General features: G+C 71.7%; 24 protein-coding genes. 14 read left to right on the top strand and 10 right to left on the bottom strand.

Annotation, left to right across the window (positions count from 1 at the left end; translation table 11 throughout):
* A partial coding sequence (locus tag VR44_RS01245) for an ATP-binding protein (protein WP_045945448.1) occupies positions 1 to 317 on the bottom strand: 317 nt, incomplete at its 3' end.
* Positions 318 to 552: 235 nt separating this feature from the next.
* On the opposite strand from VR44_RS01245, the gene VR44_RS01240 reads away from it, so the two are divergent.
* The 9 genes from VR44_RS01240 to VR44_RS01200 all read left to right on the top strand — a co-directional run bounded on the left by VR44_RS01240 (position 553) and on the right by VR44_RS01200 (position 10,430).
* On the top strand, positions 553 to 1,449 hold the full coding sequence (locus tag VR44_RS01240; protein ID WP_342669286.1) for a hypothetical protein: 897 nt from the start codon (positions 553 to 555) through the stop codon (positions 1,447 to 1,449).
* 63 nt (positions 1,450 to 1,512) lie between these two features.
* Entirely contained in the window at positions 1,513 to 2,241 is a 729-nt protein-coding gene (locus VR44_RS01235; RefSeq protein ID WP_045945445.1) for a YcnI family copper-binding membrane protein, read from the top strand.
* A 109-nt stretch (positions 2,242 to 2,350) separates the two neighbouring features.
* On the top strand, positions 2,351 to 3,004 hold the full coding sequence (locus VR44_RS01230) for an SCO family protein (RefSeq protein WP_045945444.1): 654 nt from the start codon (positions 2,351 to 2,353) through the stop codon (positions 3,002 to 3,004).
* Positions 3,001 to 3,522: a copper chaperone PCu(A)C gene (locus tag VR44_RS01225; RefSeq protein WP_094191354.1), complete on the top strand. Its 522-nt coding sequence runs from the start codon at positions 3,001 to 3,003 to the stop codon at positions 3,520 to 3,522. The genes VR44_RS01230 and VR44_RS01225 overlap by 4 nt, the downstream gene beginning before the upstream one ends.
* A 22-nt stretch (positions 3,523 to 3,544) precedes the next feature.
* The gene (locus tag VR44_RS01220; protein ID WP_045945443.1) at positions 3,545 to 5,539 is read left to right on the top strand and encodes a copper resistance CopC/CopD family protein; all 1,995 of its coding nucleotides are present in this window, start codon (positions 3,545 to 3,547) and stop codon (positions 5,537 to 5,539) included.
* Positions 5,464 to 6,831 (top strand): iron uptake transporter deferrochelatase/peroxidase subunit, encoded by a 1,368-nt coding sequence (efeB, locus tag VR44_RS01215; protein WP_094191353.1) that lies wholly within the window; start codon positions 5,464 to 5,466, stop codon positions 6,829 to 6,831. Before VR44_RS01220 ends, efeB begins: the two co-directional genes overlap by 76 nt.
* A 42-nt stretch (positions 6,832 to 6,873) precedes the next feature.
* On the top strand, positions 6,874 to 7,809 hold the full coding sequence (pheA, locus tag VR44_RS01210) for a prephenate dehydratase (protein WP_045945441.1): 936 nt from the start codon (positions 6,874 to 6,876) through the stop codon (positions 7,807 to 7,809).
* A 534-nt stretch (positions 7,810 to 8,343) separates the two neighbouring features.
* Complete coding sequence (serS, locus tag VR44_RS01205) at positions 8,344 to 9,621, top strand: serine--tRNA ligase (RefSeq protein ID WP_045945440.1); 1,278 nt, start codon at positions 8,344 to 8,346, stop codon at positions 9,619 to 9,621.
* Complete coding sequence (locus VR44_RS01200; protein ID WP_045945439.1) at positions 9,618 to 10,430, top strand: HAD family hydrolase; 813 nt, start codon at positions 9,618 to 9,620, stop codon at positions 10,428 to 10,430. Before serS ends, VR44_RS01200 begins: the two co-directional genes overlap by 4 nt.
* Before the next feature lie 166 nt (positions 10,431 to 10,596).
* Here VR44_RS01200 and VR44_RS01195 read toward each other — a convergent pair whose 3' ends face one another.
* The 5 genes from VR44_RS01195 to VR44_RS01175 all read right to left on the bottom strand — a co-directional run bounded on the left by VR44_RS01195 (position 10,597) and on the right by VR44_RS01175 (position 14,847).
* Positions 10,597 to 11,250 (bottom strand): rhomboid-like protein, encoded by a 654-nt coding sequence (locus VR44_RS01195; RefSeq protein ID WP_045945438.1) that lies wholly within the window; start codon positions 11,248 to 11,250, stop codon positions 10,597 to 10,599.
* Between the two features lie 81 nt (positions 11,251 to 11,331).
* Positions 11,332 to 12,051 carry an ABC transporter permease gene (locus tag VR44_RS01190; RefSeq protein WP_045945437.1) on the bottom strand — a complete coding sequence of 240 codons (720 nt, stop codon included), beginning with the start codon at positions 12,049 to 12,051 and terminating at the stop codon, positions 11,332 to 11,334.
* A gap of 15 nt (positions 12,052 to 12,066) precedes the next feature.
* Positions 12,067 to 12,978, bottom strand: coding sequence for an ABC transporter ATP-binding protein (locus tag VR44_RS01185; protein ID WP_045945436.1), 912 nt, complete (start codon positions 12,976 to 12,978; stop codon positions 12,067 to 12,069).
* On the bottom strand, positions 12,975 to 13,862 hold the full coding sequence (locus tag VR44_RS01180; protein ID WP_045945435.1) for an ABC transporter permease subunit: 888 nt from the start codon (positions 13,860 to 13,862) through the stop codon (positions 12,975 to 12,977). Before VR44_RS01180 ends, VR44_RS01185 begins: the two co-directional genes overlap by 4 nt.
* The gene (locus VR44_RS01175; RefSeq protein ID WP_094191352.1) at positions 13,852 to 14,847 is read right to left on the bottom strand and encodes an ABC transporter ATP-binding protein; all 996 of its coding nucleotides are present in this window, start codon (positions 14,845 to 14,847) and stop codon (positions 13,852 to 13,854) included. The genes VR44_RS01180 and VR44_RS01175 overlap by 11 nt, the downstream gene beginning before the upstream one ends.
* 222 nt (positions 14,848 to 15,069) lie before the next feature.
* On the opposite strand from VR44_RS01175, the gene VR44_RS01170 reads away from it, so the two are divergent.
* The 3 genes from VR44_RS01170 to VR44_RS01155 all read left to right on the top strand — a co-directional run bounded on the left by VR44_RS01170 (position 15,070) and on the right by VR44_RS01155 (position 18,878).
* Positions 15,070 to 15,945 (top strand): M24 family metallopeptidase, encoded by an 876-nt coding sequence (locus tag VR44_RS01170; protein ID WP_045945433.1) that lies wholly within the window; start codon positions 15,070 to 15,072, stop codon positions 15,943 to 15,945.
* Positions 15,946 to 15,950: 5 nt separating this feature from the next.
* Positions 15,951 to 17,726: an SDR family oxidoreductase gene (locus tag VR44_RS01165; protein WP_045945446.1), complete on the top strand. Its 1,776-nt coding sequence runs from the start codon at positions 15,951 to 15,953 to the stop codon at positions 17,724 to 17,726.
* 237 nt (positions 17,727 to 17,963) lie between these two features.
* Positions 17,964 to 18,878, top strand: a complete 915-nt coding sequence (locus VR44_RS01155) for a MerR family transcriptional regulator (RefSeq protein WP_045945431.1) — start codon at positions 17,964 to 17,966, stop codon at positions 18,876 to 18,878.
* 115 nt (positions 18,879 to 18,993) lie between these two features.
* On the opposite strand, the gene VR44_RS01150 is transcribed toward VR44_RS01155, so the two are convergent.
* Positions 18,994 to 19,791: an aquaporin gene (locus VR44_RS01150; RefSeq protein WP_045945430.1), complete on the bottom strand. Its 798-nt coding sequence runs from the start codon at positions 19,789 to 19,791 to the stop codon at positions 18,994 to 18,996.
* Between the two features lie 141 nt (positions 19,792 to 19,932).
* Here VR44_RS01150 and VR44_RS01145 point away from each other — a divergent pair, with 141 nt between their 5' ends.
* Positions 19,933 to 20,472 (top strand): RNA 2'-phosphotransferase, encoded by a 540-nt coding sequence (locus VR44_RS01145; protein WP_045945429.1) that lies wholly within the window; start codon positions 19,933 to 19,935, stop codon positions 20,470 to 20,472.
* Between the two features lie 39 nt (positions 20,473 to 20,511).
* Here VR44_RS01145 and VR44_RS01140 read toward each other — a convergent pair whose 3' ends face one another.
* A complete protein-coding gene (locus VR44_RS01140) occupies positions 20,512 to 21,414 on the bottom strand; it encodes an LLM class flavin-dependent oxidoreductase (protein ID WP_045945428.1) in 903 nt (300 codons plus the stop codon).
* A 93-nt stretch (positions 21,415 to 21,507) separates the two neighbouring features.
* On the opposite strand from VR44_RS01140, the gene VR44_RS01135 reads away from it, so the two are divergent.
* On the top strand, positions 21,508 to 22,389 hold the full coding sequence (locus VR44_RS01135) for a Cof-type HAD-IIB family hydrolase (RefSeq protein WP_211274992.1): 882 nt from the start codon (positions 21,508 to 21,510) through the stop codon (positions 22,387 to 22,389).
* A gap of 39 nt (positions 22,390 to 22,428) precedes the next feature.
* Here VR44_RS01135 and VR44_RS01130 read toward each other — a convergent pair whose 3' ends face one another.
* Both VR44_RS01130 and cydC read right to left on the bottom strand, forming a co-directional pair.
* Positions 22,429 to 24,165 (bottom strand): sensor histidine kinase, encoded by a 1,737-nt coding sequence (locus tag VR44_RS01130; RefSeq protein ID WP_045945426.1) that lies wholly within the window; start codon positions 24,163 to 24,165, stop codon positions 22,429 to 22,431.
* 37 nt (positions 24,166 to 24,202) lie between these two features.
* The coding region (gene cydC / locus VR44_RS01125) for a thiol reductant ABC exporter subunit CydC (RefSeq protein WP_045945425.1) at positions 24,203 to 25,585 on the bottom strand (1,383 nt) is incomplete at its 5' end.

The raw sequence follows: 25,585 nt of genomic DNA, 5'->3' as shown, positions 1-25,585 counted from the left end.
ACCGTCGAGGGCGGGAAACCCGGACCCGAGTCGGCGACCTCGATGCGGCAGCGGTCCCCGTCCAGGTAGGCGGTGACGTGGTACGCCTCGGTGTCGTCCAGGACCTCGTCGGCGGGGGCGCCGACCGGGCCCCCGGCCGGACCGCCGCGGCCGCCGTGCTCCACGGCGTTCGCACACGCCTCGCTCAGCGCGACCGAAAGCTCGTAGGAGATGTCCGGGTCCACCCCCGCGGTGTCCATGGTCCCCAGCAGCAGTCGCCGGGCGAGCGGAACGCTCGCGGCTTCGCGCCGCAAGTGGAGAGACCACCAGATACTCATACGGTTACCTATTGCCGCCCGTGGTGGGGCGTAAGCCCCCGGCGGCCGGCACAGCCCTCATTCGGCCGATGCGGGATGTGCGGCCGGCGTGTATCGGGCGCGCGTGCCCAGGTCGCGGCGCCGGCCCGGGGCCGGCGGGGCGGCGGAGGTCCTGCCCGTCGCACACCGGAACCATAGGGTCCCTCCAGTACCTGCCGTAGGCAGGGCCGGGGGCCAGTGCGATGATGGCCCGGCCATGTCTGCCACCCACACGACACGCGCCGGAGCCGGGCTCCGGACCACCCGGGCCGCGGTGTTCACCGCGGTCTGCGTCGTGCTGTCCGCGACGGGTCACGCCGTGGCCTCCTGCGCGACCGTGCCGTGGTGGGCACTGGCCCTGGCCTTCGTCGCCGTCTTCGCGGTCTCGGCCCCCCTCGCGGGGCGCCGTCGTTCGCGGCCGGGCATCGCCGCCGGACTGGCCGTGGGCCAGCTCGGGCTGCACACCCTGTTCGGCCTCGGTCAGCACGGCGCCGCCGCCGCGCAGACGCAGGCCGCGGGTTCCGACACCTCTCTGGCGGCGCTCGCCGCCCAGCTGGTCTGCGGGGGCAACTCCGTACCGCTGAGCCCGGCCGACTCCCGGCGCATCCTGGAGGCCGCCGGGCTGGACCCGGCCGCCCTGGCCGCCCAGGCGGCCGCGTCAGGCCACATGGCTCACATGGGCCACATGCACCTGGCCACGGCCCCCGCCGGGGCCCCTGAGATCGGGCTGTTCAGTCCGGCCATGCTGCTCGGCCACCTGCTGGCCGCGCTCGCGGCCGGCTGGCTCCTGGGCCGGGGCGACGCCGCCCTGTTCCGGCTGGTCGAACTCTCGCGGCTCTCGGCCGAAGCCGGCCCGATACGTCCGCTGCGCGCCGCGCTGGCCTTCGTACGGGTCCTCACCGCCGGGCTCCTCGGCGCTCCCGCGCACGGCCCCCGGGCCCGCCGGACCGCCTCCGCACCGGCCGCGACGACCGGCCGGGACGCACTCCTGCACACCGTGATCCGCACTCCTGCACACCGTGATCCGGCGTGGGCCGCCGGCTGCGCTCGTCCTCGCAGCCTGACGCGGCACCTCCACTCCCCGGAACACACGGCGGGAGCACCGGTGCCGTGACCTCCGCGCGCGCCCGTGCGCGCGGACCCACCGTTCACCACTGCTCCGTGGAGTGTTTCTGCCATGAAGACCTCTCGCGTCTCCCTCGCCGCCGCCTTCGCCGCCGGCGCCGTCCTCGCCCTGTCCGGCACCGCCTTCGCGCACGTCAGCGTTCAGCCCGGCGACGCCCCCAAGGGCGGCTACGCGACGATCAACTTCAAGGTTCCGAACGAGCGCGACAACGCCTCGACCACCCAGCTCGAGGTCAACTTCCCGGTCGACCAGCCGCTGACGTCCGTCATGCCGCAGGACATCCCCGGCTGGACGTCCACCGTCGAGAAGACCAAGCTCGACAAGCCCCTGAGCGTGCACGGCAAGCAGGTCAACGAGGTCGTCACCAAGGTGACCTGGACCGGCGGCAAGATCGAGCCCGGCAAGTTCCAGCAGTTCCCGGTCTCCGTCGGCAAGCTCCCCGAGAACGCCGACAAGATGGTCTTCAAGGCCATCCAGACGTACGACAACAACGAGGTCGTCCGCTGGATCGAGGAGTCCAAGGAGGGCGCCCCTGAACCGCAGACCCCGGCGCCCCTGCTCAAGCTGACCGCCGCCAAGGGCGGGGACGGCCACGACGACGCCAAGCCGGCCGCCGACGCCAAGAACGCCGGCAAGGACGCCGACAAGGACGCGAAGCACGACGAGGCCGCCGCCACGAGCGGCTCCGACACCACCGCGCGCGCCCTCGGCATCGCGGGCATCGTCCTCGGCCTCGGCGGGGTGGCCTTCGGCATCGCCTCGCGCCGCCGCTCCGCCTGATCCACCGGGCCCGCGGGCCCGTCGTCCACGGGCCCGCGCAGGGCCCGTGCACCGGCCCGCCCGGGCCCCCTTACATCCGCACCATCCCCGATCCCAGGGACACCTCCATATGCGCACCACACGTGTGACGGTCGCCGCCCTCGCGGTGGCGGCCGCGCTCACCCTCACGGCCTGCGGCAGTGAGCCGGCCAAGAACAACGCGTCGGTCACGCAGATCACCGGTGAGAAGAAGACCGGAGCCGCGACCGTCCTCGACCGCCCCTTCGACAAGCCGGACCTCGTCCTCACGGACACCACCGGCAAGCCGTGGAGCCTGCGCGAGCAGACCAAGGGCCGGCCGACGCTGATCTACTTCGGCTACACCAACTGCCCCGACGTGTGCCCCCTGACGATGAGCAACATCGCCGTCGCCAAGAAGGCGCTCCCGAAGGAGGACCAGGACAAGCTCCAGGTCGTCTTCGTCACCACGGATCCCGAGCGCGACACCCCGGATTCCCTCGGGGCGTGGCTCAGGGCGCAGGACACGGCCTTCACCGGGCTGACCGGCGACTTCGGCAAGATCCAGGCCGCCGCCCGCTCCCTCGGCATCGGTATCGAGGCCCCCAAGAAGGAACCGGACGGCAGCATCGTGTCCATGCACGGGGCCCAGGTCATCGCGTTCTCGCCCAAGACCGACGAGGGCTACGTCCTCTACGGCGAGGGCACGACCGTCGAGGACTACACCAAGGACCTGCCGAAGCTCATCAAGGGACAGAACCCGTGAACACCCGCACCACCCGCATCCTCGCCGCCGCCCTCTCCCTGACGGCCGCTCTCGCCATATCCGGCTGCTCCTCCTCTTCCTCTGACTCGGGCTCCTCGTCGAGCGCGAGCGCCGGTACGAAGGCCGAGGAGTCGGCCAAGCCGAAGATGACCGTCAGCGGGGCGTACATGCCCGAGCCGGTCAACGACAAGATGGCCGGCGCTTTCATGGTCATCAAGAACGACTCGAAGACCGCCGACAAGCTGATCGGCGTCACCAGCCCGCTCTCCGACGACCTGCAGGTCCACGAGACCAAGGACCAGAAGATGCAGCAGGTCCAGTCCATGGACGTGCCCGCGGGCGGCGACCTGAACCTGGAGCGCGGTGGCAGCCACATCATGTTCATGGGTCTCAAGAACAAGCCCAACGTCGGCGACAAGGTCACCATCGAGCTGCGTTTCGAGAAGGCCGATCCGGTCAAGGTCGAGCTGGACGTCAAGGAACGGACGTACAACCCCCAGAACTCCACCGCCCACTGACGGACCGAGGAACTGACACGCCATGACGGCCACCGCCCCCGCTCCCCCTCCTTTCCGCGTCCGTGCCACGGCATCGCTGCCGCGGCTGGCGCTGGTTCTCGCAGCCCTGCTGGCAACCCTGTTCACCGCGGCCACCCCGGCCACGGCACACGCCGCACTCACCGCGAGCGACCCCAAGGACGGGGCGGTGGTCGCCACGGCGCCCGCCCAGGTGACCCTCTCCTTCTCGGAGGAGGTCGCCATGGGTGACGACTCGATCCGCGTCATGGACCCCCAGGGCAAGCGCGTCGACACGGGCGAGCTGCGGAACATGTGCAGCGGATCCGTCATCCGCTACGGGACCGCCCTGCACTCCGGGCTGCCCGACGGTACCTACACCGTCGCCTGGCAGGCCGTCTCCGCAGACAGCCACCCGGTCTCCGGCGCCTTCACCTTCTCCGTCGGCGCGCCTTCGGCCACCTCCGTCGCCCTGCCCACCCAGAAGGTGGGCGGCGGGCCCGTCGGCATCGCGTACGGCATCGCCCGCTACGCCGCCTACGCGGGGTTCACCGTCCTCGTCGGCGGTTCCGCCTTCATCCTGCTGTGCTGGCGCCGGGGTTCCGCCGTGCGCCCGCTGCAGAAGCTGGTGGTGCGCGGCTGGGTCACCCTCACCGCCGCCACGCTGGCGATGCTGGTGCTGCGCACTCCGTACACCGGCTCGGGCAAGTTCGCGGACGCCTTCGACCTCGACGGGCTCAAGGCCGTCCTGGAGACCAAGACCGGCGCCTCCTTCGTGTCCCGGCTGCTGCTGCTGGGCGCGGCCGCCCTGTTCATCGCCGTCCTCTTCGGCGCCTACGCGCGCCGGCAGAAGAACACCGACGCGCAGAGCCCCGAGCAGTCGAAGGACACCAGCGACCTGGCCTTCGGGCTCGGGATCGGCGGCACGGTCGTGGCCGCCGGAATCGCCGCCACCTGGGCGCTCGCCGAACACGCCTCCACCGGTATCCAGCCCGGCATCGCCATGCCGGCCGACATCCTGCACCTGCTGGCCGTGTCCACCTGGCTCGGCGGACTCGCCGCCCTGCTCGTCGCCCTCCACAAGGTGCCGGACATCGAGCGGGCCGCCGTCCAGCGCTTCTCCCGGGTCGCCTTCATCAGCGTCCTGGTCCTCGCCGTCACCGGCGTCTACCAGTCCTGGCGGCAGCTCGGCAGCTGGTCGGCGCTCACCGGCACCAGCTACGGCCGACTGCTGATGATCAAGGTCGCTCTGGTGGCCGTCCTCGTCGGCATCGCCTACCTCTCCCGCAAGTGGACGGGCCGGCTGGCCGACGTGGCGGTGGAGGACCGGGCCGCGGAGCCGGCCGTGGTGGGCGCGGGCGGCGATGTTTCACGTGAAACGGCGACCGGAAGCACGACCGCAGCCACGGCCGACGACGCCTCCGCCGAGCCGGCCGAGCCCACCGACCCGAAGCGGGCCGCGCAGCTCGCCCGGCAGCGTGCCGCCCGCGAGAAGGCCCTGGAGAACCAGGTCCGCGACGCCGATCCCGGCCGTTCGGGCCTGCGCCGCTCCGTGCTCGCCGAGGCCGCGGTGGCCGTCGTCCTGCTGGCCGTCACCACCGTCCTGACCAGCACCGAGCCCGGCCGCGCCGTGGAGCAGGAGGCCGGGCGGGGCTCGGCCTCCACTGCCGTCCCCGACCGGGCCGTCAAGATCAGCCTGCCGTACGACACCGGCGGCCAGAACGGCAAGGGCACGGTCCGGCTGGAGCTCGACCCGGGCAGGGTCGGCGCCAACACCCTGCACCTGTGGGCGGACGGCACCGACGGCAAGCCCGTGGACCTGCCGGAGGTCAAGGTCTCCTTCACCCTCCCGGCCAAGGAGATCGGGCCCCTCCCGGTGGCCCCGGACCGCGACGCTCCCGGACACTGGACGGCGTCCGGGGTCCAGCTGCCCCTCGCGGGCGAATGGCGCATCGACGTGACCGTCCGTACCTCCGACATCGACCAGACGACCGTCCAGAAGAACGTCAAGATCGGCTGAACAGCGTGACCGAGAGCAGCACCGCCAGCAACCCCGACATCGAGATCTCCCGGCGCCGACTGCTGGGCACGGTCGGCGCCGCAGGCGCCGTCGGGCTCGCGCTCGGCGCCACCGGGGGTGCCCTCGTGCACTCGGCGGTCACCGACTCCCCGGCCGGCGCCCCCGGCGCGGCCGGGGCCCTCTCCTCCCTCGGCTCCACCGCCGTGGCCTTCGAAGGGGACCACCAGGCCGGCATCACGACCCCGCTCCAGGCCAAGGGCCATGTCCTCGCCTTCGACCTGGCACCGGGGGCCGGGCGCACGGAGGCCGCCGCGCTGATGCGCCGCTGGTCCGAGACCGCGCGCCGGCTCATGGCGGGGGAGACCGCCCCGACGGGCGACAGCGGCATCGCCCTGGACGCGGGCCCCTCCTCCCTGACCGTCACCTTCGGGTTCGGCCACTCCTTCTTCGAGCGCACGGGCCTCACCGCCCGCCGCCCGGCCGCCCTCGACCCGCTGCCCGACTTCTCCTCGGACCGGCTCGACGCCCAGCGCAGCAACGGCGACCTGTGGGTGCAGATCGGATCGAACGACGGGCTCGTCGCCTTCCACGCCCTGCGGGCCATTCAGAAGGACGCCGGGGAGGCTGCCCGGGTGCGCTGGCAGATGAACGGTTTCAACCGTTCCCCCGGCGCCACCGCGTCCCCGATGACCGCTCGGAACCTCATGGGCCAGATCGACGGCACCGGGAACCCGAAGCCCGCGGACCCCGACTTCGACAAGCGGATCTTCGTGCCCGCCGCCGGGCCCGGGCCGGCGGAGCACGCCTGGATGGCCGGGGGCTCGTACGCCGTCGTCCGCCGGATCCGGATGCTGCTGGACGACTGGGACAAGCAGTCCCTGGCGCAGCAGGAGCAGGTCATCGGCCGGACGAAGGCGAACGGTGCGCCCCTGACGGGCGGCGGCGAGACCACACCCCTGGCCCTGGACAAGCTCGGCACCGACGGCAAGCCGGTGATCCCCTCCAACGCGCACGCGAGGATCTCCGCCCCCGCGCAGAACGGCGGCGCCGCCATGCTGCGGCGGCCCTTCTCCTTCCATGACGGGATCGCCCCCGACGGCACCCCGGACGCCGGTCTGCTCTTCATCTGCTGGCAGGCCGATCCGCTGCGCGGGTTCGTCCCCGTGCAGCGCAAGCTGGACCGGGGCGACGCCCTGTCGGCGTTCATCCGGCACGAGTCGAGCGGCCTGTACGCCGTCCCGCCCGGCCCGCGCACCGGCGAGTACGTCGGGCAGCGGCTGCTCGAAGGGTGAACAGCCCCACGGAGGCGGTCGGCCCGGCATTAGGCTGATCGCATGTCGGCCACGCGCTTCACCTATCTCGGTCCCGAGGGCACGTTCACCGAAGCGGCCCTGCGCACCCTGCCGGAAGCCGCCACCCGGGAGCTCGTCCCGATGGTGTCGGTCCCGGCCGCCCTGGACGCCGTGCGCAACGGCGAGGCCGCGGCCGCGCTGGTGCCGATCGAGAACTCGGTGGAGGGCGGGGTCACCGCCACCCTCGACGAGCTGGCCTCGGGCGAGCCGTTGATGATCTACCGCGAGGTGCTGCTGCCCATCGCGTTCGCGCTGCTGGTGCGGCCCGGGACCAAGCTGTCGGACGTCAAGACCGTCACGGGACACCCCGTCGCCCAGCCGCAGGTGCGCAACTGGCTGCGGACGCACCTGCCCGACGCGGTGTGGGAGTCGGCCGCCTCCAACGCCGACGGGGCGCGGCTGGTCCAGGAGGGCCGGTTCGACGCCGCCTTCGCGGGCGAGTTCGCCGCCGCCACCTACGGGCTGGAGGCGCTGGTCACCGAGATCCACGACGCGCAGAACGCCGAGACCCGGTTCGTGCTGGTCGGGCGGCCCGCCCGGCCGGCCGCCCCCACCGGCGCCGACAAGACCTCCGTGGTGCTGTGGCTGGGCGACGACCACCCCGGCGCCCTGCTGGAACTGCTCCAGGAGTTCGCCGTCCGGGGCGTGAACCTGATGCTGATCCAGTCCCGGCCGACCGGCGAGGGGATCGGGAACTACTGCTTCGCCGTGGACGCCGAAGGGCACATCTCCGACCGCCGGGTGAGCGAGGCCCTGATGGGGCTGCGCCGGACCTGCCCCCAGATCCGGTTCCTGGGCTCCTACCCGCGGGCGGGGGTCGCTCTCAGTGAGGTGCGCGCGGCGCGGCCGGGCACCTCCGATGGCGATTTCACGGAGGCCTCCGACTGGCTGGCCCGCTGTCTCGACGGCCGCGCGTAGCCACGTCCCTCTCTTCCACTTGTCCACAGAGTTATCCACAGGGTGAGAGGGAGACCTGGGGACAAGTCGACAGAGCGGCACGACAAGGTCGACAAATCGGCCGGGCGGCCCAGGTTTCGCGCTGGGAAGCGAGAGGTGAACGGCGTCACCCCTGTATCACCGACCAACTCTTTGGAGCGAGCCATTCCCACCCGAATGAGTGTGTGAGGGCGGTTTGGACCCCGAACCGGCAGGGCTTCCTGCGGATCCCTATTGATCTAATTCGGTGTCCACAGATGCGGCACACAGCCTGTGGATAAGGGGAGTCCGAGTGGAATTCCTGTGGACAAGGCTGACCCCTCAGCGCTGCTCAGGCCGCGCCCGCCACCCTGCACCGCGCCCCTTTTCGGGGAATCGGACCGGTTTATCAGCCGCCCCGAGGGGCCTCTTCCAGCCATCGGGGCGGGGGATTTCCATTCCCCTCAATCGGGACATAATGACACGCAGCGTGATATCGGTGTGATCCCAGGAAGCCCAGACCGGTAGCCTGGAGGGGTGATTGACCTTCGGCTGCTCCGTGAAGACCCTGACCGTGTCCGCGCCTCGCAGCGCGCCCGTGGAGAGGACGTCGACCTCGTCGACGCACTGCTCTCCGCCGATGAGCGCCGCAGGTCCTCCGGCATGCGCTTCGACGAACTGCGCAATGAGCAGAAGTCCCTCGGCAAGCTCATCCCCAAGGCCACTCCCGAGGAGCGGGCCCAGCTGCTGGCCAAGGCCGAGCAGCTCAAGGCCGACGTCAAGGCGGCGGAGGCAGAGCAGAACGAGGCGGACGAGGCTGCCAAGCAGCTGTTGCTCAAGCTCGGCAACATCGTCCACGAGGACGTCCCCGTCGGCGGCGAGGAGGACTTCACCGTCCTCGAGACCCACGGCACCATCCGCGACTTCGGAGCCGAGGGCTTCGAGCCCAAGGACCACCTGGAGCTGGGCGAGGCGCTGGGCGCCATCGACGTCGAGCGCGGTGCCAAGGTGTCCGGGTCGCGCTTCTACTACCTGACGGGCGTCGGCGCCCTGCTGGAGCTCGCGCTCGTCAACGCGGCGATCGCACAGGCCACCGAGGCCGGCTTCATCCCGATGCTCACCCCCGCGCTGGTCCGCCCGCGCGCCATGGAGGGCACCGGCTTCCTCGGCCAGGCCGCGGAGAACGTGTACCACCTGGAGAAGGACGACTACTACCTGGTCGGCACCTCCGAGGTCCCGCTCGCCGCGTACCACATGGACGAGATCATCGACGTCGACAAGCTGCCCCTGCGGTACGCCGGCTTCTCGCCGTGCTTCCGCCGCGAGGCCGGTACGTACGGCAAGGACACCCGCGGCATCTTCCGCGTCCACCAGTTCGACAAGGTCGAGATGTTCTCGTACGTCGCGCCCGAGGACGCCGAGGCCGAGCACAAGCGGCTCCTGGAGTGGGAGAAGCAGTGGCTGACCAGCCTGGAGCTGCCGTTCCAGGTCATCGACGTCGCCACCGGCGACCTGGGCGCGTCCGCCTCCCGCAAGTTCGACTGCGAGGCCTGGATCCCGACCCAGGGCAAGTACCGCGAGCTGACCTCCGCCTCGAACTGTGACGGCTTCCAGGCCCGCCGCCTGCAGATCCGCTACCGCGAGGACAAGAAGACCGCGCCGCTGTCCACGCTGAACGGCACCCTGTGCGCCGTCCCGCGCACCATCGTCGCCATCCTGGAGAACCACCAGCAGGCCGACGGCTCCGTCCGGGTCCCCCCGGTGCTCCGCCCGTACCTGGGCGGCCGTGAGGTCCTGGAGCCGATCGCCAAGTGAGCACGGCCCCGTTCCCGTACAAGCTCGTCGCGACGGATCTCGACGGCACGCTGCTGCGTGACGACGACACCGTCTCGGAGCGCACCCGCGAGGCGCTCGCCGCGGCCACCGCGGCGGGCGCGGCGCACATCATCGTCACCGGCCGGGCCGTGCCCTGGACCCGGGGCGTGCTGGACGACCTCGGCTACAAGGGGATCGCGGTGTGCGGGCAGGGGGCTCAGGTCTACGACGCGGGGGCGCACCGGCTGCTGACCTCCGTGACGCTGGACCGGCAGCTGGCCGGTCTGGCGCTGTCGAAGCTCGAGGCCGAGGTGGGACCGCTGGCGCTGGCCGCCAGCCGGGACGGGGTGGACGGCGAGGTCCTGTTCGGCCCCGGCTACCAGGTACAGGGCGGCCTCCCGGCGCTCTACCTGGAGGACACCGCGGCCGTCTGGAGCGCTCCGCTCAACAAGCTGTACATCCAGCACCCGGGGATGGGCGAGGACGAGCTGGTCAAGGTGGCCCGCGAAACCGTGGGCGGCCTGGTCGACATCGTGATGGCCGGCCCGGGGATAGTGGAGATCCTCCCGCTGGGGCTGAGCAAGGCCACCGGGCTCTCGCTCGCCGCCCGGCGGCTGAAGGTGAAGGCCGCCGAGACGATCGCGTTCGGCGACATGCCCAACGACATCCCCATGTTCGGCTGGGCCGCGCACGGTGTCGCGATGGCCAACGCCCACGCCGACCTGAAGGCCGTGGCCGACGAGGTGACCACCTCCAACCAGGAGGACGGCATCGCGGTGGTGCTGGAGCGCCTGCTGGGCGCCGCCTGAGCCGCACCCGTTCAGGGAGAAGAAGGTCCGGAACAGCCCGCGCCGCAAGACGCGCTCGAAGTGGCTGTCCCGGACCTTTCTGTTGCTCCCCGCACCTCCCACTGTGCCGGGGGCGCACGCCCCTTACCAGCGATTTTCTCCACGGTCGCGGGTCGGGCTCACGGGCTCATGTTTCACGTGAAACATGGACCTCGTGCGGCTCCGGATGGAGGGTCAGCGGCCAGGCCAGCAGCCCGACGGCCAAGGAGATGGCATGACCGAGGTCGGTGAAACTGCCGCCGGTGAGCAGGGGGATCGCGAAGAAGGCCACGACTCCCGCCAGGTAGAGCCATCTCCAGGGGTTCGGGAGCCGGTAGGTCAGGACGCCGACGGAGGCCGCGAGCCCGTAGCTGACCCCGATGTCCACGACGTGCGTCATGCTGTGCGGCGCCCGGTTGTCCTCGATGGCCATGAGGAGGAGCTTCTGGCTGGCGAGGGTGGCGACGATATGGGCGGTCGCGACGATCACCAGCCAGCGCAAGGTGCCCAGCCAGCGTTCGACGGTGGCGTGGAAGAGCTCGAAGAGCAGGGCGTAGAGGGCGAGGGAGGCCGGGTTCTCGATCCAGAGGGCACTGCTCAGCAGGGCACGGAGAGGGTACTTGTCCAGCTGGTGGATGTTGCTGCTGTTGCGGTGGAGCAGCACATGGTCGAGCCGGTCCGGGGCGATCGCCACGACGACGCTGGTCACGGCCACGATCAGCAGCCATATGTGCGTGCCGGGCGAGGACCGTATCCAGGCCCGCAGAGGCCTGGACGGCTCGGGTCCGGTGTGCTCGATCATGCCCCGATGATGCCCCGTACGGCCGTGCCCCGCCTGGCCGGTGGGCCGGGCGGGGCACGGTTTTCGGCCGGTGGCGGCGGGCTACTCCTCACCGGCCAGGGTGAGGCGGCGCAGCTTCTGGCCCGCGTACGCGGTGGCGCCGACGGTGACCGCCAGGAGCAGGATCACGGCGGTGGGCAGCCCCACGCTGGAGTCGACGTACCCCTGTCCGGCGACCTTCTCGGCCAGGGCCAGGGCCCACTGCTGGACGCTGAGGGTCTTGGCACCGGAGACCAGGCTGCCGAAGAGGGACTCCCAGATCAGGGCGTAGACCAGGCCGAAGACGACCGCGTGCCGGCTGACGGTGCCCAGCAGCAGGAAGAGCGCGCTGTAGGCGATGGAGGCGACGAGTGCGGCGACGGTGTAGGCGACGGCGATCTGCTGGCCGTTGCCGTTGAGGATGAAGCCCGCGATCAGGGTGGGGATGGCGGAGAAGGCCATCGTGACGGCGATGGCGACGGTCAGCTTGGTCATGATGATCGTCGGGCGCTTCACCGGCTTGGAGAGCAGGTAGACGATCGAGCCGTCGTCGATCTCCGGGCCGATGGCTCCGGTGCCGGCGATCACGCCGATCAGCGGCACCATCGTGGCGAGCGCGAAGCCGCCGAGCAGCTCCGCGGCGACCTTGTCGTCCACTCCGGTGAAGAAGCGGACCGTGAGGGAGATGACGAGCAGCAGGGCGGGCAGCGCGAAGAGGATCGCCGCGCGGCGGCGGCCGAGGAGGGCCCGGTAGGTGAGCCGGGCGACGGTCGGGTTGTACATGGTTGCCAGCTCCTTTCAGGCCGCGACGAGGTAGGAGAAGACCGACTCGAGGGACTCGTCCGAGGGCGAGACGGTCAGCAGCCGGATGCCGTGGGCTCGGGCGACCTGCGGCAGCAGCTCGGTGAAGCGCCCGAAGTCGACGGCCTGGATCCGCAGGGCGCCTTCCTTGAGGTCGACCTCGATGCCGGCGGTCGACGGGTCGGCGATCAGGGCCGCGGCGAGGGCCCGGTCGTCGGAGGAGCGCACGAGGTAGCGGTGCGGGCGGTCCGTCATCAGGCGGCGGATCTTGCGGAAGTCACCGGAGGCGGCGTGCCGGCCGGCGACCACCACCTCGATGTGGGAGGCCAGCTGCTCGACCTCCTCCAGGATGTGGGAGGAGAACAGCACGGTGCGGCCCTCGTCGCCCATCCGCCGCAGCAGGTCCATCAGCTGCATGCGCTGGCGCGGGTCCATGCCGTTGAACGGCTCGTCGAGCAGCAGCACCGAAGGCTCGTGGACGAGCGCGGACGCCATCTTCACGCGCTGGCGCATGCCCTTGGAGTACGTGGCGATCTTGCGGTCCTGGGCGTACTCCATCTCGACGGTGGCCAGCGCCCGCTGGGCTGCCGCGTCGTCGAGCCCGTGCAGCTCGGCGTTGGCGACGACGAACTCCCGGCCGGTGAGGAAGTCGTACATCGCCTCGCGCTCGGGTACGACGCCGATCTGCCGGTAGACCTGCTCGTTGCGCCAGATCGGCGCGCCGTCGAGGGTGACGGTGCCCGTGGAGGGGGCGAGGAAGCCGCCCATCATGTTGATGAGGGTGGACTTGCCCGCGCCGTTGGGGCCGAGGAGACCGGTGACGCCGGGGCCGATGCGCATGGTCACGTCGTTGACGGCGACGACGTTCCCGAACCAGCGGGAGGTGTGGTCGATGTCGATGGTGGTCACAGCCCGGCCTTCCGGTAGCGGGCCATCAGGGCGGCGTAGGAGCCGACGATGAGGCCGAGGATGACGAGCAGGTAGACGAAGCCGGTGCCGGCCGAGGGGCCCTCACCGCCCGGGAAGGCGGAGGTGGCACCGAGGAACGCCGTCTGCACGCCGTCGATCAGGGTGATCGGGGAGAACAGGCCCAGCCACTCGATGACGCCGGTGTTCCCGGTCCCGTAGGCGACGGCCTGCACGGTGGAGACGGCGCCGTAGGGGATGAGGAGCATGGCGATCACCGCGGCCACGCCGAACCCGCGGCGGGGGGTGAGCGCGGCCATCACCAGTCCGAGGCCCGCGAAGAGCAGCGACAGCAGAAGTACCGACACCAGTGCCTGCCCGAATCCCTTGGTCTGGTGACCGAAGTCGAACTTCGCCAGCAGCGAGCCGATCCACATGATCAGCAGCGGGGTGGCGGTGAGGATGAAGAGGGCCGACACCATCGCGGCGTACTTGGCCAGGACGTAGTCGATCCGCTCGATGGGCCGCGAGAAGTACAGCGGCACCGTCTTGAAGCGCAGGTCCCGTGAGACCGACTGGGGGGCCTGGGACGCGAGGTAGAGGCCGATGACCACCTGGGTGGTCAGGGCGTACGTCGTGTACTTGATCGGCAGGTCGGTGGAGCCGGGCACGGCGATGGCCACCGCGACGATGATCAGCGCGGGGACGCACATGACCGCGAAGAGGATCATCGGCAGGACCTTGGACTTGGCGGAGCGGCCGAGCCCGTACGCACCGCGCAGCGACTGCGAGAACAGCGAGGTGCGGGCGTAGGAGCGGCCGAGCCGGGGACCGTCGTAGGACCGGTAGCCGATGTTGTGGATCTGGGTCGAGTTCTCAGGCGCCATCGGTACCGGCTCCCTTCTGCTGGATCTGGATCCGCTGCGCGGACTGGTCGCTCTCGCGGAAGACCTCCGCGATGTGGTGGCGGCGCTGCTCCATGCGGACCAGGCCCACGCCGAGGTCGGCGACGGTGTCGCGGATGGTGTCGTACGTGTCCTCGCCCGTGGCCTCGACGAGGAGGATGTGGCCGGCTCCTGGAAGGCCCTGCTCCTCGCCCGCGTGGAGGGTGAGCCCCGCCGCGCCGAGCGCCTTGCGCAGGGCGGCCGTCCCGTCCGGGTGCGCGTCGGAGTCGGTGACCTCGACCGCCAGGGTGGTCGTTGTCTGGGTGAAGTCGCTGGTCGAGCTGGAGCGCAACAGCTTGCCGCCGTCGATGACCACGACGTGGTCGCAGGTCCGCTCGAGCTCGCCGAGGAGGTGGGAGGTGACCAGGACGGAGATGCCGAAGTCGGTGTGCACGCGGCGGATCAGGCCGAGCATCTCGTCGCGGCCCACCGGGTCGAGGCCGTTGGTCGGCTCGTCGAGGAGGACCAGCTGCGGGTCGTGCACGAGTGCCTGGGCCAGCTTGACGCGCTGCTTCATGCCGGTGGAGTAGCCGCCGATGGGGCGGTAGCGCTCCTCGTACAGCCCGACGTGGCGCAGCGTGTCGGCGGTCCGCTCGCGGGCGGCCGTCGGCGGCAGCCCGGACATGCGTGCCATGTGGACGACGAACTCGGTGGCCGAGACGTCCGGCGGCAGGGCGTCGTGCTCGGGCATGTAGCCGACGCGCTCGCGGATCGCGCTGCCGTGCGTGGCGACGTCCAGTCCGAGGACGGCGGCGCGCCCCTCGGTGGCGGGCGACAGCCCGAGCAGGATCTTGATCAGCGTGGACTTGCCGGCTCCGTTGGCGCCCACGAGCCCGGTCACTCCGGGCCCGATGTCCAGGGAGAGCCGGTCGAGGGCGGTCACTCGGGGGTACCGCTTGCTCAGGCTTTCGGTCGCGATGACAGTCACGGGTTCGACGTTAGTGCCGGGGCCCGGGCGGATCGTCAGACCTGGAGCGGGACCCGGTCTCCGCCTTGAGGACTACGCACCCTGACGCAAGGCTGACACCGGCCGGAGGGGGAGCCGGGTTGTCCACAGGTCCGTGCAGGACCCTTGACGTGGTCTCCGGTCATTGTCACATTCATCAGTGTCAACTTTCGGCGGGTACGGCTGACAGGACGGACGGCTGGCATGGCTGGGGACACGGACACCGGGGAACGCGCCGCGCACGGCTCCGCGCGGCTCTCCGCCGAGCTGCGCGGGTTCAGGGAGGTCCAGCGCCTCGCCTACGAGTGCGCCGAGACGGTGGCGGCCCAGCTCCGCCCCGGCGTGACCGAGCGCGAGGCGGCACGGATGCAGCGCGAATGGCTGCGCGAGCGCGGGGTGCGGGACTGGTTCCACCTGCCGTTCGCCTGGTTCGGGGACCGCACCGCCTTCACGGGCTTCAGGATCCCGCTCCAGTTCTTCCCGACCAACCGGAAGCTGGAGCCGGGGATGCCCTTCATCCTCGACATGGCACCCGTCTACCGGGGATACGCCGCCGACATCGGCTACTCCGGCAGCCTCGGCCTCAATCCGGTGCAGGACCGTCTGATGTCCGACCTGCGGCCGCACCGCGCGCTGATCCTGGAGCAGGTGCGCGAGCGCCGCCCGCTGCGTGAGATCTATGAGAACGTCGAGCGGCTGATGACGCGCCAGGGGTACGCCAACCGGCACCGGGCCTATCCCTTCGGGGTCATCGCGCACAAGATAGACCGGGTCAAGGAGCGCCGCTGGTCCCCGACCGCGTTCGGGTTCGGCACCCAGTCCCTCAAGGGTCTGGCCTCCGACGCCCTGCACGGCCACCGCGAGGGCTGGTCCCCGCTGTGGAGCCCGTACCACTTCTCCGACCACCCGCCGCAGCCCGGCCTGTGGGCGGTGGAGCCGCACCTGGGCTTCCGGGGCACGGGTGCGAAGTTCGAGGAGATCCTGGTCGTCACCGACTCCCGGGATCCCGAGGAGAGCGCGTTCTGGCTGGACGACGACCTGCCGCACGTGCGGCGCTGGACCGAGGAGAAGGCGGCATGAGCGGGATGAGCGGTACGGCCCTGGCGGGGGCGCGTGAGCGCCGGGTGAGCACGGGCGGGATCGAGCTGTGCGTCGTCGAACTCGGCGACCCGGAACGGCCCACCGTGCTCCTGGTGCACGGCTACCCGGACAGCAAGGAGGTCTGGTCGGAGGTCGCCGAGCAGCTCGCGGCCCGGTTCCACGTGGTGCTGTACGACGTCCGCGGCCACGGCCGGTCCTCTGCCCCGGTACCGCTGCGCGGGGGATTCACCCTGGAGAAGCTCACCGACGACTTCCTGGCGGTGGCGGACGCCGTCAGTCCGGACCGGCCCGTGCACCTGGTGGGCCACGACTGGGGCTCCGTCCAGGGCTGGGAGTTCGCGACGGTGGCGCGGACCGAGGGCCGGATCGCCTCCTTCACCTCCATGTCGGGCCCCTCCCTCGACCACTTCGGCCACTGGATCAAGAAGCGGATGACGCGGCCCACCCCGCGCCGGGCCGCCCAGTTGCTGAACCAGGGGGCGAAGTCCTGGTACGTGGGGATGCTGCACACTCCGGTGCTGCCGGAGCTCGCCTGGCGCGGCCCGCTGGGCAAGCGCTGGCCGAGGATCCTCGCGCGCCTGGAGGAGGTCCCGGCCGGCAGTGCCTACCCGACGGCCTCGCTCCCCTCGGACGCGGCGCACGGCGCCTGGCTCTACCGGGACAACGTCCGGCCGCGCCTGCGCCGGCCGCGCGCCGACGCGTACGCGCACGTCCCGGTGCAGCTGATCACCCCGACCGGGGACGCCTTCCTCTCCGAGCGGCTCTACGACGAACTGGAGCGGTGGGCCCCGGAGCTGGTGCGGCGCACCCTGCCCGCGAAGCACTGGATCCCCAGGACCCGCCCCGATCAAGTGGCGGCCTGGATCAGTGAGTTCGTCACCACCCGGGAGGAGCCCACGGCAAAGGCCCCCCAGCAGAAGGCCCCGGGGAAGTACGCCGACCGGTTCTCCGGACAGCTGGTGCTGGTCACCGGTGCGGCCAGCGGTATCGGACGGGCGACCGCCTTCGCCTTCGCCGAGGCCGGGGCCCGGGTGGTGGCCGTGGACCGCGACGGTGAGGGAGCGGCCCGCACCGCGGAGATGGCCCGGCTCGTCGGCGCCGCCGACGCCTGGGGGGAGTGCGTCGACGTCAGCGACGAGCAGGCGATGGAGAAGCTCGCGGCGAAGGTCGCCGCCGAGTACGGCATCGTCGACGTGCTGGTCAACAACGCGGGCATCGGGCTGTCGGGACCCTTCCTGGAGACCTCGTCCGAGGACTGGAAGAAGGTCCTCGACGTGAACCTGTGGGGCGTCGTCCACGGCTGCCGGATCTTCGGGAAGCAGATGGCCGAGCGCGGCCAGGGCGGACACATCGTCAACACCGCCTCCGCCGCCGCCTACCTCCCCTCCCGGACCCTGCCCGCGTACAGCACCTCCAAGGCCGCCGTGCTGATGCTGAGCGAGTGCCTGCGCGCCGAGCTGGCCTCCAAGTCGATCGGGGTCTCGGCGATCTGCCCGGGCATCGTGAACACCAACATCACGGCCACCTCCCGGTTCGCGGGGGTGGACGCGGCCGAGGAGAAGCGCCGCCAGGAGCGGTCCTCGCGGCTGTACGGGCTGCGGAACTTCCCGCCTGAGAAGGTCGCCGACGCGATCCTGCTGGCGGTGGTGAAGAACCGGGCGGTGGTACCGGTGACCCCGGAGTCCAAGGGCGCCCTGTGGATGTCCCGGTTCATGCCGAACACGCTGCGGCGGATCGCCCGGCTGGAGCCGCGGCTGTGATCCGGGCGGACGCGGACCGGGCGGAGGCGGACCCGGCCGGCGCGCGACGGCGGGGCCGGGGTCCGGTCACGGCTCGCAGAGAGCACGGCACGGACATACCCCGCTGCATCCGGCGGTCGTACCATCCCTCGCAGGAGGGCTCGCTGCTCACGGCGGTCGAGTACCTGGCGGCGCCTCCTGCCGCCCGGACCGCCACGGGCGCGGTCGGCCGAGCCGCCATGTCGTAGGGAGCCGGGATTGTCCGATCAGGCGCCAGCCGAGTACCGGATCGAGGATCTGGCCCACCACAGCGGGGCGACCGTGCGCACCATCCGCGCGTACCAGGACCGCGGTCTGCTTCCGAAGCCGGAACGGCGGGGCCGGTCCAACGTGTACCGGGACACGCATCTGGCCCGGCTGCGCCAGATCGCGGACCTGCTGGACCGCGGCTACACCCTGGCCTCCATCAAGGAGCTGCTCGAGGCCTGGGACGCGGGGCGCGGGCTGGGCGGGGTACTCGGCCTGGTCGCGGAGGTGCAGGGACCGTGGACGGACGAGGAGGCCGACCGGATCAGCCGGGAGGACCTCAATGCCCGGTTCGGCGGCCTGCCCGACGACGGGGCGGTGGACGAGGCCTGTGAGCTCGGGGTGCTGGAGCGCATCCCGGGCCGGCCGGACGAGTTCCTGGTGCCCTCCCCGCAGGAACTGGCGGTCGCGGCCGAGCTGTACGCGGCCGGCGTGCCCCTCGCGGCCATCACCGGTCATCTGCGGGAGCTGCGCGGACAGGTCGAACACATCGCCTCGCGCTTCCTGGAGTTCACCACCGAACACGTCTTCGCCCGGTACCTCGGGCAGGTGCCGCCGACGGACTCGGACGCGGCGGAGGCGGCGACGATGGTGCGCCGGCTGCGGCCGCTGGCCCAGCAGACGGTCGACGCCGAGCTGGCCCGCGCGATGCGGCTGTTCGCGACCCGGCACCTCCAGCGCCACCTCGGCTCCCCGGGCGCGGTCCAGCCGGCCGGGCCCGCCCCGGTGCCCCTGCCCGCGGGAACGGTACGGGCGGTCCAGGAGCTGGTGGGTCCTGAGCACGTGGCCGAGTTCGTCCGGGCCGCGACGGAGCGGGAGCTCCAGGCCCGGACGATGAACGATCTGGCCAGCCGGGGCGGCCGGTAATGCTCGATCGGTAGTCCACAGGCGATCCCCAGGGCGAATCGCTCAGATGGCGCCGAAACCCGTCGAAACGGCTGTGGACAACTCGCGTTTTCCTGTGGGCAACACGGGCCCGGCGTCAGACGATCGCCGCGGACCCGGCACCGGGGCGGGGCATATCGGCCAGCGGGAGCTGGCCGTCCGACTGCCCCGAAGGCACCGGCTCGACCGTCGTCCGGTCGCGCTCCTTCGCGTACTCCCGCCCGTAGAGGAGCGTGGCCAGGACCAGGCCGAGGACGCCGCCGGCCAGCTGCGCGGCGACGAACCCCGGCAGTGACTGCGGGGCGATCCCGGTGAAGGAGTCGCTGAAGGCACGGCCGATCGTGCCGGCCGGGTTGGCGAACGAGCTCGAGGAGGTGAACCAGATCGCGGCGCCGATGTACGCGGCGACCGCGGCCGGGAGGAGCCTGGGGCGGCCGATGCGGCCGAGTCCCTGGATGACCAGGACCAGGCCGGCGGTCGCGACGACCTCCCCGAGCAGCAGGTGGCCGCCGTCACGGACCCGGGTGGAGAAGGTCCCCGGGGTGCGGCCGAACATCATCTCGGCCACGACGGCTCCGGTGATGGCTCCGGCGATCTGCGCGGCGGCGTAGGCGAAGGCCTCCCGGGCTGCGAGCCCCTCGCCGCCCGCGCGGCGGGCCCACCAGGCGGTGAGGGTGACGACGGGGTTCAGGTGGGCGCCGGACAGGGGTCCGAAGAGGGTGATGATCAGACCGAGGCCGATGGCGGTGGCGAGCGAGTTGGCGACGAGGGCGACACCGGTGTCGCGGCTGAGGGACGCGGCCTGGATGCCGGACCCGATCACGACCACGAGCAGGCCCGCGGTGCCGATGAGCTCGGCAGCCGTGCGCCGCAGCAGTGAAGCCTTATTTGTCATAGTTTCTCCCTCTGAATGAGCTTCTAGCGGAAAATATATTCCGTATCTTGGAAACTTAATAGAGGGTGCGTGGGCCTGCCGAGGCCGTGCGGGGGCGAAAAATCACTGCGGGGGACCCTCCCGAGCCATCAAGCTGGGGAGATGGATGACCGACGCACCGTGAAGGTGTCCAAGTACGTCTCGAAACACCTACGGCACCAGCCGGAACGCATCGGACTGACGCTCGACCCGCAGGGCTGGGTGGAGATCGACGACCTCCTCCGCGCGGCGGCGGCACACCGCTTCCCGTTCAGCCGCGCCGAGCTGGACCATGTGGTCGCCACCAACGACAAGAAGCGGTTCGCGGTCGACGGAACCCGCATCAGGGCCAGTCAGGGCCACACCGTGGAGGTGGACCTGGAGCTGCCGGAGGCGGAACCGCCCGCGTACCTCTACCACGGCACCGTCGCCTCCGCCCTGGACTCCATCCGTGCCGAAGGCCTGCGCCCGATGGGCCGCCACCACGTACACCTCTCGCCCGACCGGGAGACGGCGACCCGCGTCGGGGCGCGCCGGGGCCGGCCGGTGGTGCTCTCGGTGGACGCCGGGGCGATGCGTGCGGCCGGACACGTCTTCCGGGTCAGCGCCAACGGCGTGTGGCTGGCGGACGCCGTACCGCCGGAGTTCCTGCGCTTCCAGTAGCGGCGCGGGAACCCCGGCGGAGTGGTCGTGAGCCGGGCGTCAGGCGCCCAGCTGCGCGAGTGCCTCGGTGGCGATCCGCTCGAAGACGGCCTCGTCGGCCGCGAAGTCGGAGTCCGGGATCGGGGCGTGGATGACCAGCTCGGTGAAGCCCAGCTCGCGGTGGCGGCCGGCGAAGTCGACGAAGGCGTCCACGGACTCCAGCATGCTGCCGCGTTCCGGGGTGAAGCCGGTCAGCAGGATCCGCTCGATGGATCCGGGCTCCCGCCCGGCCTCGGCCAGGGCCTTGTCCAGCTTGCCGACCTGTCCGCGCAGGGCCTCGATGGACTGTTCGGGCGTGCCTTCGAAGACCTTGGGGTCACCTGTGGTCACCCAGGCCTGGCCGTGCTTCGCGACGAGCTTCATACCGCGCGGGCCGGTCGCGGCGACGGCGAAGGGCAGGCGCGGACGCTGAACGCAGCCGGGGATGCCGCGGGCCTCCTCGGCGGAGTAGAACGTGCCGCGCTGGGTCACCGCACTCTCGGTCAGCAGCCGGTCCAGCAGCGGAACGAACTCGGCGAAGCGGTCCGCACGCTCGCGGGGGGTCCACTCCTCCTGCCCCAGCGCGGTCGCGTCGAAGCCGTTGCCACCCGCGCCGATCCCGAGCGTGATCCGCCCGCCGGAGATGTCGTCCAGGGACATCAGTTCCTTGGCCAGGGTCACCGGGTGCCGGAAGTTCGGCGAGGTGACCAGCGTGCCCAGGCGGAGCCGGTCCGTGACGGCCGCCGCGGCGGTCAGGGTGGGAACCGCACCGAACCAGGGGCCGTCGCGGAAGGTCCGCCAGGTCAGGTGGTCATAGGTGTACGCCGTGTGGAACCCGAGCCGCTCGGCCCGCTCCCACTGGTCTCGGCCGCCGCCGTGCCACGGACGGACCGGCAGGATCACAGTGCTCAAGCGAAGACTCATGTCACGGAGCCTACGGTGCGAGCCGTCCGCGCGCTGTGAGCCACGTTTCACGTGAAACATCTCTGGCCGATCATGGTGAGCGCATGGGAACCCATGGGCGAAGATGGAGCCGTGACCTCGGCTCCCCAGCGCCCGGACGGGCCCTTCCCTGCACCCCGGCTCATCGCCACCGACCTTGACGGCACCCTGCTGCGCGACGACAAATCCGTCTCGCTGCGCACGGTCGCCGCCCTCGCCGCCGCCGAGGAGGCCGGGATCGAGGTCTTCTTCGTCACCGGCCGCCCGGCCCGCTGGATGGACGTGGTCAGTGAACACGTCCACGGGCACGGCCTGGCGATCTGCGCGAACGGCGCCGCCGTGGTCGACCTGCACGCCGGACGGGAGTTCGTCCAGGTGCGGGCGCTGCCCCGGGCCACCGCGCTCACGGTGGTCGAGACCCTCCGCGGGGCCGTCCCCGGCACCTCCTTCGCGGTCGAGACGACCACCGGTATCAACTACGAGCCGGCCTACCCGCCCTTCTTCCAGGACCCGGGAGCAACGGTCGCCACCGCCGAGAAGCTGCTGCGCCAGGAATCGGACGACAGCGCCCCGCCGGTGCTGAAGCTGCTCGCGCACCACGCCGAACTGGCCCCGGACGAGTTCCTCGCCCTGGCCCGCTCGGCCGCCGGAGCCTACGCCGCCATCACCCGCTCCAGCCCGACCGCCCTGCTCGAGATCAGCGAACTCGGCGTGTCCAAGGCCAGCACACTGGAGCTGTGCTGCGCCGAGCGCGGTATCTCCCCGGCCGAGGTCGTCGCCTTCGGCGACATGCCCAACGACGTCGAGATGCTGCGCTGGGCAGGGACCTCGTACGCGATGGGCAACGCCCACCCGGACGTGATCGCGGCCGCCTCCGGCCGTACCGTCGACAACAACGAGGACGGGGTCGCCGTGGTGATCGAGCGCATCCTCGCCGAACGCGCCGCGCACGCCTGATCCGGCCCGGTCCGGCCTGGCCCGGCCCGGAAGGAACTCCTAGAGCGGGGCCTCCCACACCAGAGAGGTCCCGCCGGCGTCCTCCCCGATGCCGGGGCCGTACCAGCTGGAGCCGCCCAGGGATTCGGCCCTGCGCCGCAGGTTCCGCAGGCCGCTGCGCCGCCCGCCCTCCGGGATGCCCACCCCGTCGTCGGCAACCTCCAGCCGCACCCCCGGCCGGCCGTCGGCCAGGCTGACGGTGGAGTCGACCACCACCTCGATCCGGGACGCGTCCGCGTGCCGGAAGGCGTTCGACAGGGCTTCGCGCAGGGCCGCGATCAGGTTCTTGCCGACCAGCTCGCCCACGGCCGCGTCGATCGGTCCGATGAACCGGTGCGCGGGCTTGAACCCCAGCGGGACGGCAGCCATGTTGATCTCCCGCAGGACACGGGTGCGCAGCCCCGACGGGGCCTCCGCCGGGCCCTGCTGGAGCGCGAAGATCGCAGTGCGGATCTCCTGGATCGTCACGTCCAGCTCGTCCACGGCCTTCCCCACGCCGTCGCGTACCTCGGGGACGATCGAGCGGCGCTGTGCGCCCTCCAGCATCATCCCGGTGGCGAACAGCCGCTGGATGACGAGGTCGTGCAGATCACGGGCGATCCGGTCGCGGTCCTCGAACACCGCGAGCCGCTCCCGGTCGCGCTGTGCCTCGGCCATCATCAGGGCGAGGGCGGCCTGCGAGGCGAACTGCGTGGCAAGGGTCCGCTCCGCCTCGGTGAAGGGCCTCTTGCCCCGGGCCCGCGGGGTCACGAGGGCCCCCAGTACCCGTCCGCCGCTGTGCAGCGGCAGCATCATGCAGGGCCCGTACTGGCTCGTGAGGCGGCTGATCATGCGGGGGTCCGCGGAGGCGTCCTCCACGAAGACCGGTTCGCCCTGGAGGAGTTTGACGACCACCGGGCTGTCGGCGGGGACCACGACGCCGAGCGAGGTGGCCGGGTTGTCGGCGGAGACGGCGACGATCTCCATCCCGCCGTCCTCTGCGGGCAGCATCACGATCCCGGCCGCCGAGTCGGCGAGGTGGCGGGCCTGTTCGGCGACCACCGCGAGGGCGTCGTCCGCGTCCCCGCCCGACAGCAGGGCAGTGGTGACGGCCACCGAGCCGTCGATCCAGCGCTCCCGCTGGGTGGCGGCCTCGTACAGCCGGGCGTTGCCGATGGCGATGCCCGCCTCCGTGGCCAGCACGCGGACCATGTGGACGTCGTAGTCGTTGAACTCGCCGCCGCCGTGCTTCTCGGCGAGGTAGAGGTTGCCGAAGATCTCCCCCTGCACCCTGATGGGTACGCCGAGGAAGGTCTTCATGGGGGGATGGTGCGGCGGGAAGCCGGCCGCGCGCGGATCCTTCGTCAGGTCGGCGAGCCGCACCGTGTCGGGATGGGAGATCAGCGCGCCGAGCAGACCCCGCTTGCCGTCGGGGCGGTGGCCGATCCGCCTCACCTGTTCGGCGCTGAGCCCGAAGGTCACGAAGTCCGAGAGCCCGGGGCCGTCCGTGTCGACGACACCGATCGCCGCGTAGCGGGCGTCCGCGAGCTCGGCGGCCGTCTCGCAGATGCGGTCGAGCGTGGAGTGCAGTTCGAGACCGGTTCCGACCGAGCGCATGGCCTCCAGCAGTTGCGGCACCCGGGCGGTGAGCTCGGTGGACAGCCCCTGCAGGCTGCGGGTGGCCCGGGTGGCGGCCTCCATCGGGTCCTGTGCTTCCCGGGCGGGCTCCGGCGGTTCCTGGGACTCCTCCACTGACATGCTCTTGAGCCTAGTTAGTCCCGTTTAGGAGGGAAAGTCAGCTCGTGGAGTCGGCCGGAATGGCACCTGCCCGCCGCTCCCGTTCCAGCAGGTTCCGCAGCGGGCCCTCGACGGCCGCGAGCTCCGCATACGCCCCCCGCTGCACGACCGCTCCCCGGTCCAGTACGAGGACCTCGTCGACCGCCTCCAGCCCGGCGAGCCGGTGCGTGATCAGCACGGTGGCCCGGCCCTCGGTCGCCGCCAGCAGGTCCGCCGTCAGGGCGTCCGCGGTGGCCAGGTCCAGGTGCTCGGCCGGCTCGTCCAGGACGAGCACGGGAAAGTCCGCGAGCAGGGCCCGGGCCAGGGCCAGCCGCTGGCGCTGACCGCCCGAGAGCCGCTGCCCGTGCTCGCCGACCAGGGTGTCGAGCCCGTCCGGGAGCCCGTCGGCCCAGTGCAGCAGGCGTGCCGCGGCCAGCGCCTCCCGCAGCTGCTCCTCGCTCGCCCCGGTGCGGGCCAGGCGCAGGTTCTCGCGGACCGAGCTGTCGAAGATGTGCGCGTCCTGGGCGCACAGGCCGACGAGGCGGCGTACGCCATCGCCGTCGAGGGCGCGCGCGTCCGTCCCGCCCAGGGTGTACGCGCCGTGCCGCGGGTCCAGGAACCGCAGCAGGACCTGGGCGAGCGTGGTCTTGCCCGACCCGGAGGGCCCGATGACCGCGATGCGGCGGCCGGCCTCCAGGGTCAGGTCCAGCCCGTGCAGGGCGTCCCGCTCCTGGCCGTCGTGGCGGGCGGCGAGTCCCGTCAGCCGCAGGGGGAACGGCGAGACGGGCGGCTCCTGCGGCTCGGCCGGTTCGGCGACGGGCACGGGAGCGTCGATGACCTCGTACACCCGCTCGGCACTGCGCCGAACCCGCTGCCGGTACTGGACCGCCAGCGGAAGCCCGGCCACCGCCTCGAACGCGGCGAGCGGGGTCAGTACCACCACCGCCATGGCCACACCGGACAGCCGTCCGTCCGCCACGGCGCCCGCACCGGCGAACGCGGCGCCCACCACGGTGACCCCGCACACCAGGGCGGACAGCCCGCCGCCCAGTCCGGCGGCGGCGGCCCCGCGCGAGGCGATCCGGGTGAGCACCCCGTCGGCGTCCCGCGCCCGGGCCTTCCGGTCGGCGAGGGCCCCGGCGACGGTGAGTTCCGCGGTACCGGTCAGCAGGTCGGCCACCCGGGTGGCGAGCTCCCCGCGGGCCGGGGCGAGCCGCCGCTCGGCACTGCGCGCGCACGCCCCGCTGACCAGGGGAACCCCGACCCCGGCCAGGAGGAGTCCCACCGCGAGCACCAGGCCCGCGCCGGGCAGCAGCCAGGCCGTGAACACCACCGATCCCGTACCGACGAGCACGGCGGTACCCACCGGCAGCAGCCAGCGCAGCCAGTAGTCCTGGAGGGC

The organism is Streptomyces katrae, assembly GCF_000966975.1.
In the GTDB taxonomy this organism is placed as follows: domain Bacteria; phylum Actinomycetota; class Actinomycetes; order Streptomycetales; family Streptomycetaceae; genus Streptomyces; species Streptomyces katrae.
The sequence above is the reverse complement of the archived record's forward strand: the minus strand, read 5'-3'. Positions and strand labels throughout refer to the sequence as shown.

Excerpts from the sequence above, each read along its gene's own strand:
- VR44_RS01150 (WP_045945430.1), bottom strand. The coding sequence starts at position 19,791 with ATGACAAATAAGGCTTCACTGCTGCGGCGCACGGCTGCCGAGCTCATC.
- VR44_RS01190 (WP_045945437.1), bottom strand. The coding sequence starts at position 12,051 with ATGTACAACCCGACCGTCGCCCGGCTCACCTACCGGGCCCTCCTCGGC.
- VR44_RS01220 (WP_045945443.1), top strand. The coding sequence starts at position 3,545 with ATGACGGCCACCGCCCCCGCTCCCCCTCCTTTCCGCGTCCGTGCCACG.
- efeB (WP_094191353.1), top strand. The coding sequence starts at position 5,464 with ATGGCGCATCGACGTGACCGTCCGTACCTCCGACATCGACCAGACGAC.
- VR44_RS01165 (WP_045945446.1), top strand. The coding sequence starts at position 15,951 with ATGAGCGGTACGGCCCTGGCGGGGGCGCGTGAGCGCCGGGTGAGCACG.
- VR44_RS01170 (WP_045945433.1), top strand. The coding sequence starts at position 15,070 with ATGGCTGGGGACACGGACACCGGGGAACGCGCCGCGCACGGCTCCGCG.
- VR44_RS01180 (WP_045945435.1), bottom strand. The coding sequence starts at position 13,862 with ATGGCGCCTGAGAACTCGACCCAGATCCACAACATCGGCTACCGGTCC.
- VR44_RS01145 (WP_045945429.1), top strand. The coding sequence starts at position 19,933 with ATGGATGACCGACGCACCGTGAAGGTGTCCAAGTACGTCTCGAAACAC.
- VR44_RS01195 (WP_045945438.1), bottom strand. The coding sequence starts at position 11,250 with ATGATCGAGCACACCGGACCCGAGCCGTCCAGGCCTCTGCGGGCCTGG.
- pheA (WP_045945441.1), top strand. The coding sequence starts at position 6,874 with ATGTCGGCCACGCGCTTCACCTATCTCGGTCCCGAGGGCACGTTCACC.
- VR44_RS01230 (WP_045945444.1), top strand. The coding sequence starts at position 2,351 with ATGCGCACCACACGTGTGACGGTCGCCGCCCTCGCGGTGGCGGCCGCG.
- VR44_RS01140 (WP_045945428.1), bottom strand. The coding sequence starts at position 21,414 with ATGAGTCTTCGCTTGAGCACTGTGATCCTGCCGGTCCGTCCGTGGCAC.
- VR44_RS01235 (WP_045945445.1), top strand. The coding sequence starts at position 1,513 with ATGAAGACCTCTCGCGTCTCCCTCGCCGCCGCCTTCGCCGCCGGCGCC.
- VR44_RS01135 (WP_211274992.1), top strand. The coding sequence starts at position 21,508 with ATGGGCGAAGATGGAGCCGTGACCTCGGCTCCCCAGCGCCCGGACGGG.
- VR44_RS01130 (WP_045945426.1), bottom strand. The coding sequence starts at position 24,165 with ATGTCAGTGGAGGAGTCCCAGGAACCGCCGGAGCCCGCCCGGGAAGCA.
- VR44_RS01240 (WP_342669286.1), top strand. The coding sequence starts at position 553 with ATGTCTGCCACCCACACGACACGCGCCGGAGCCGGGCTCCGGACCACC.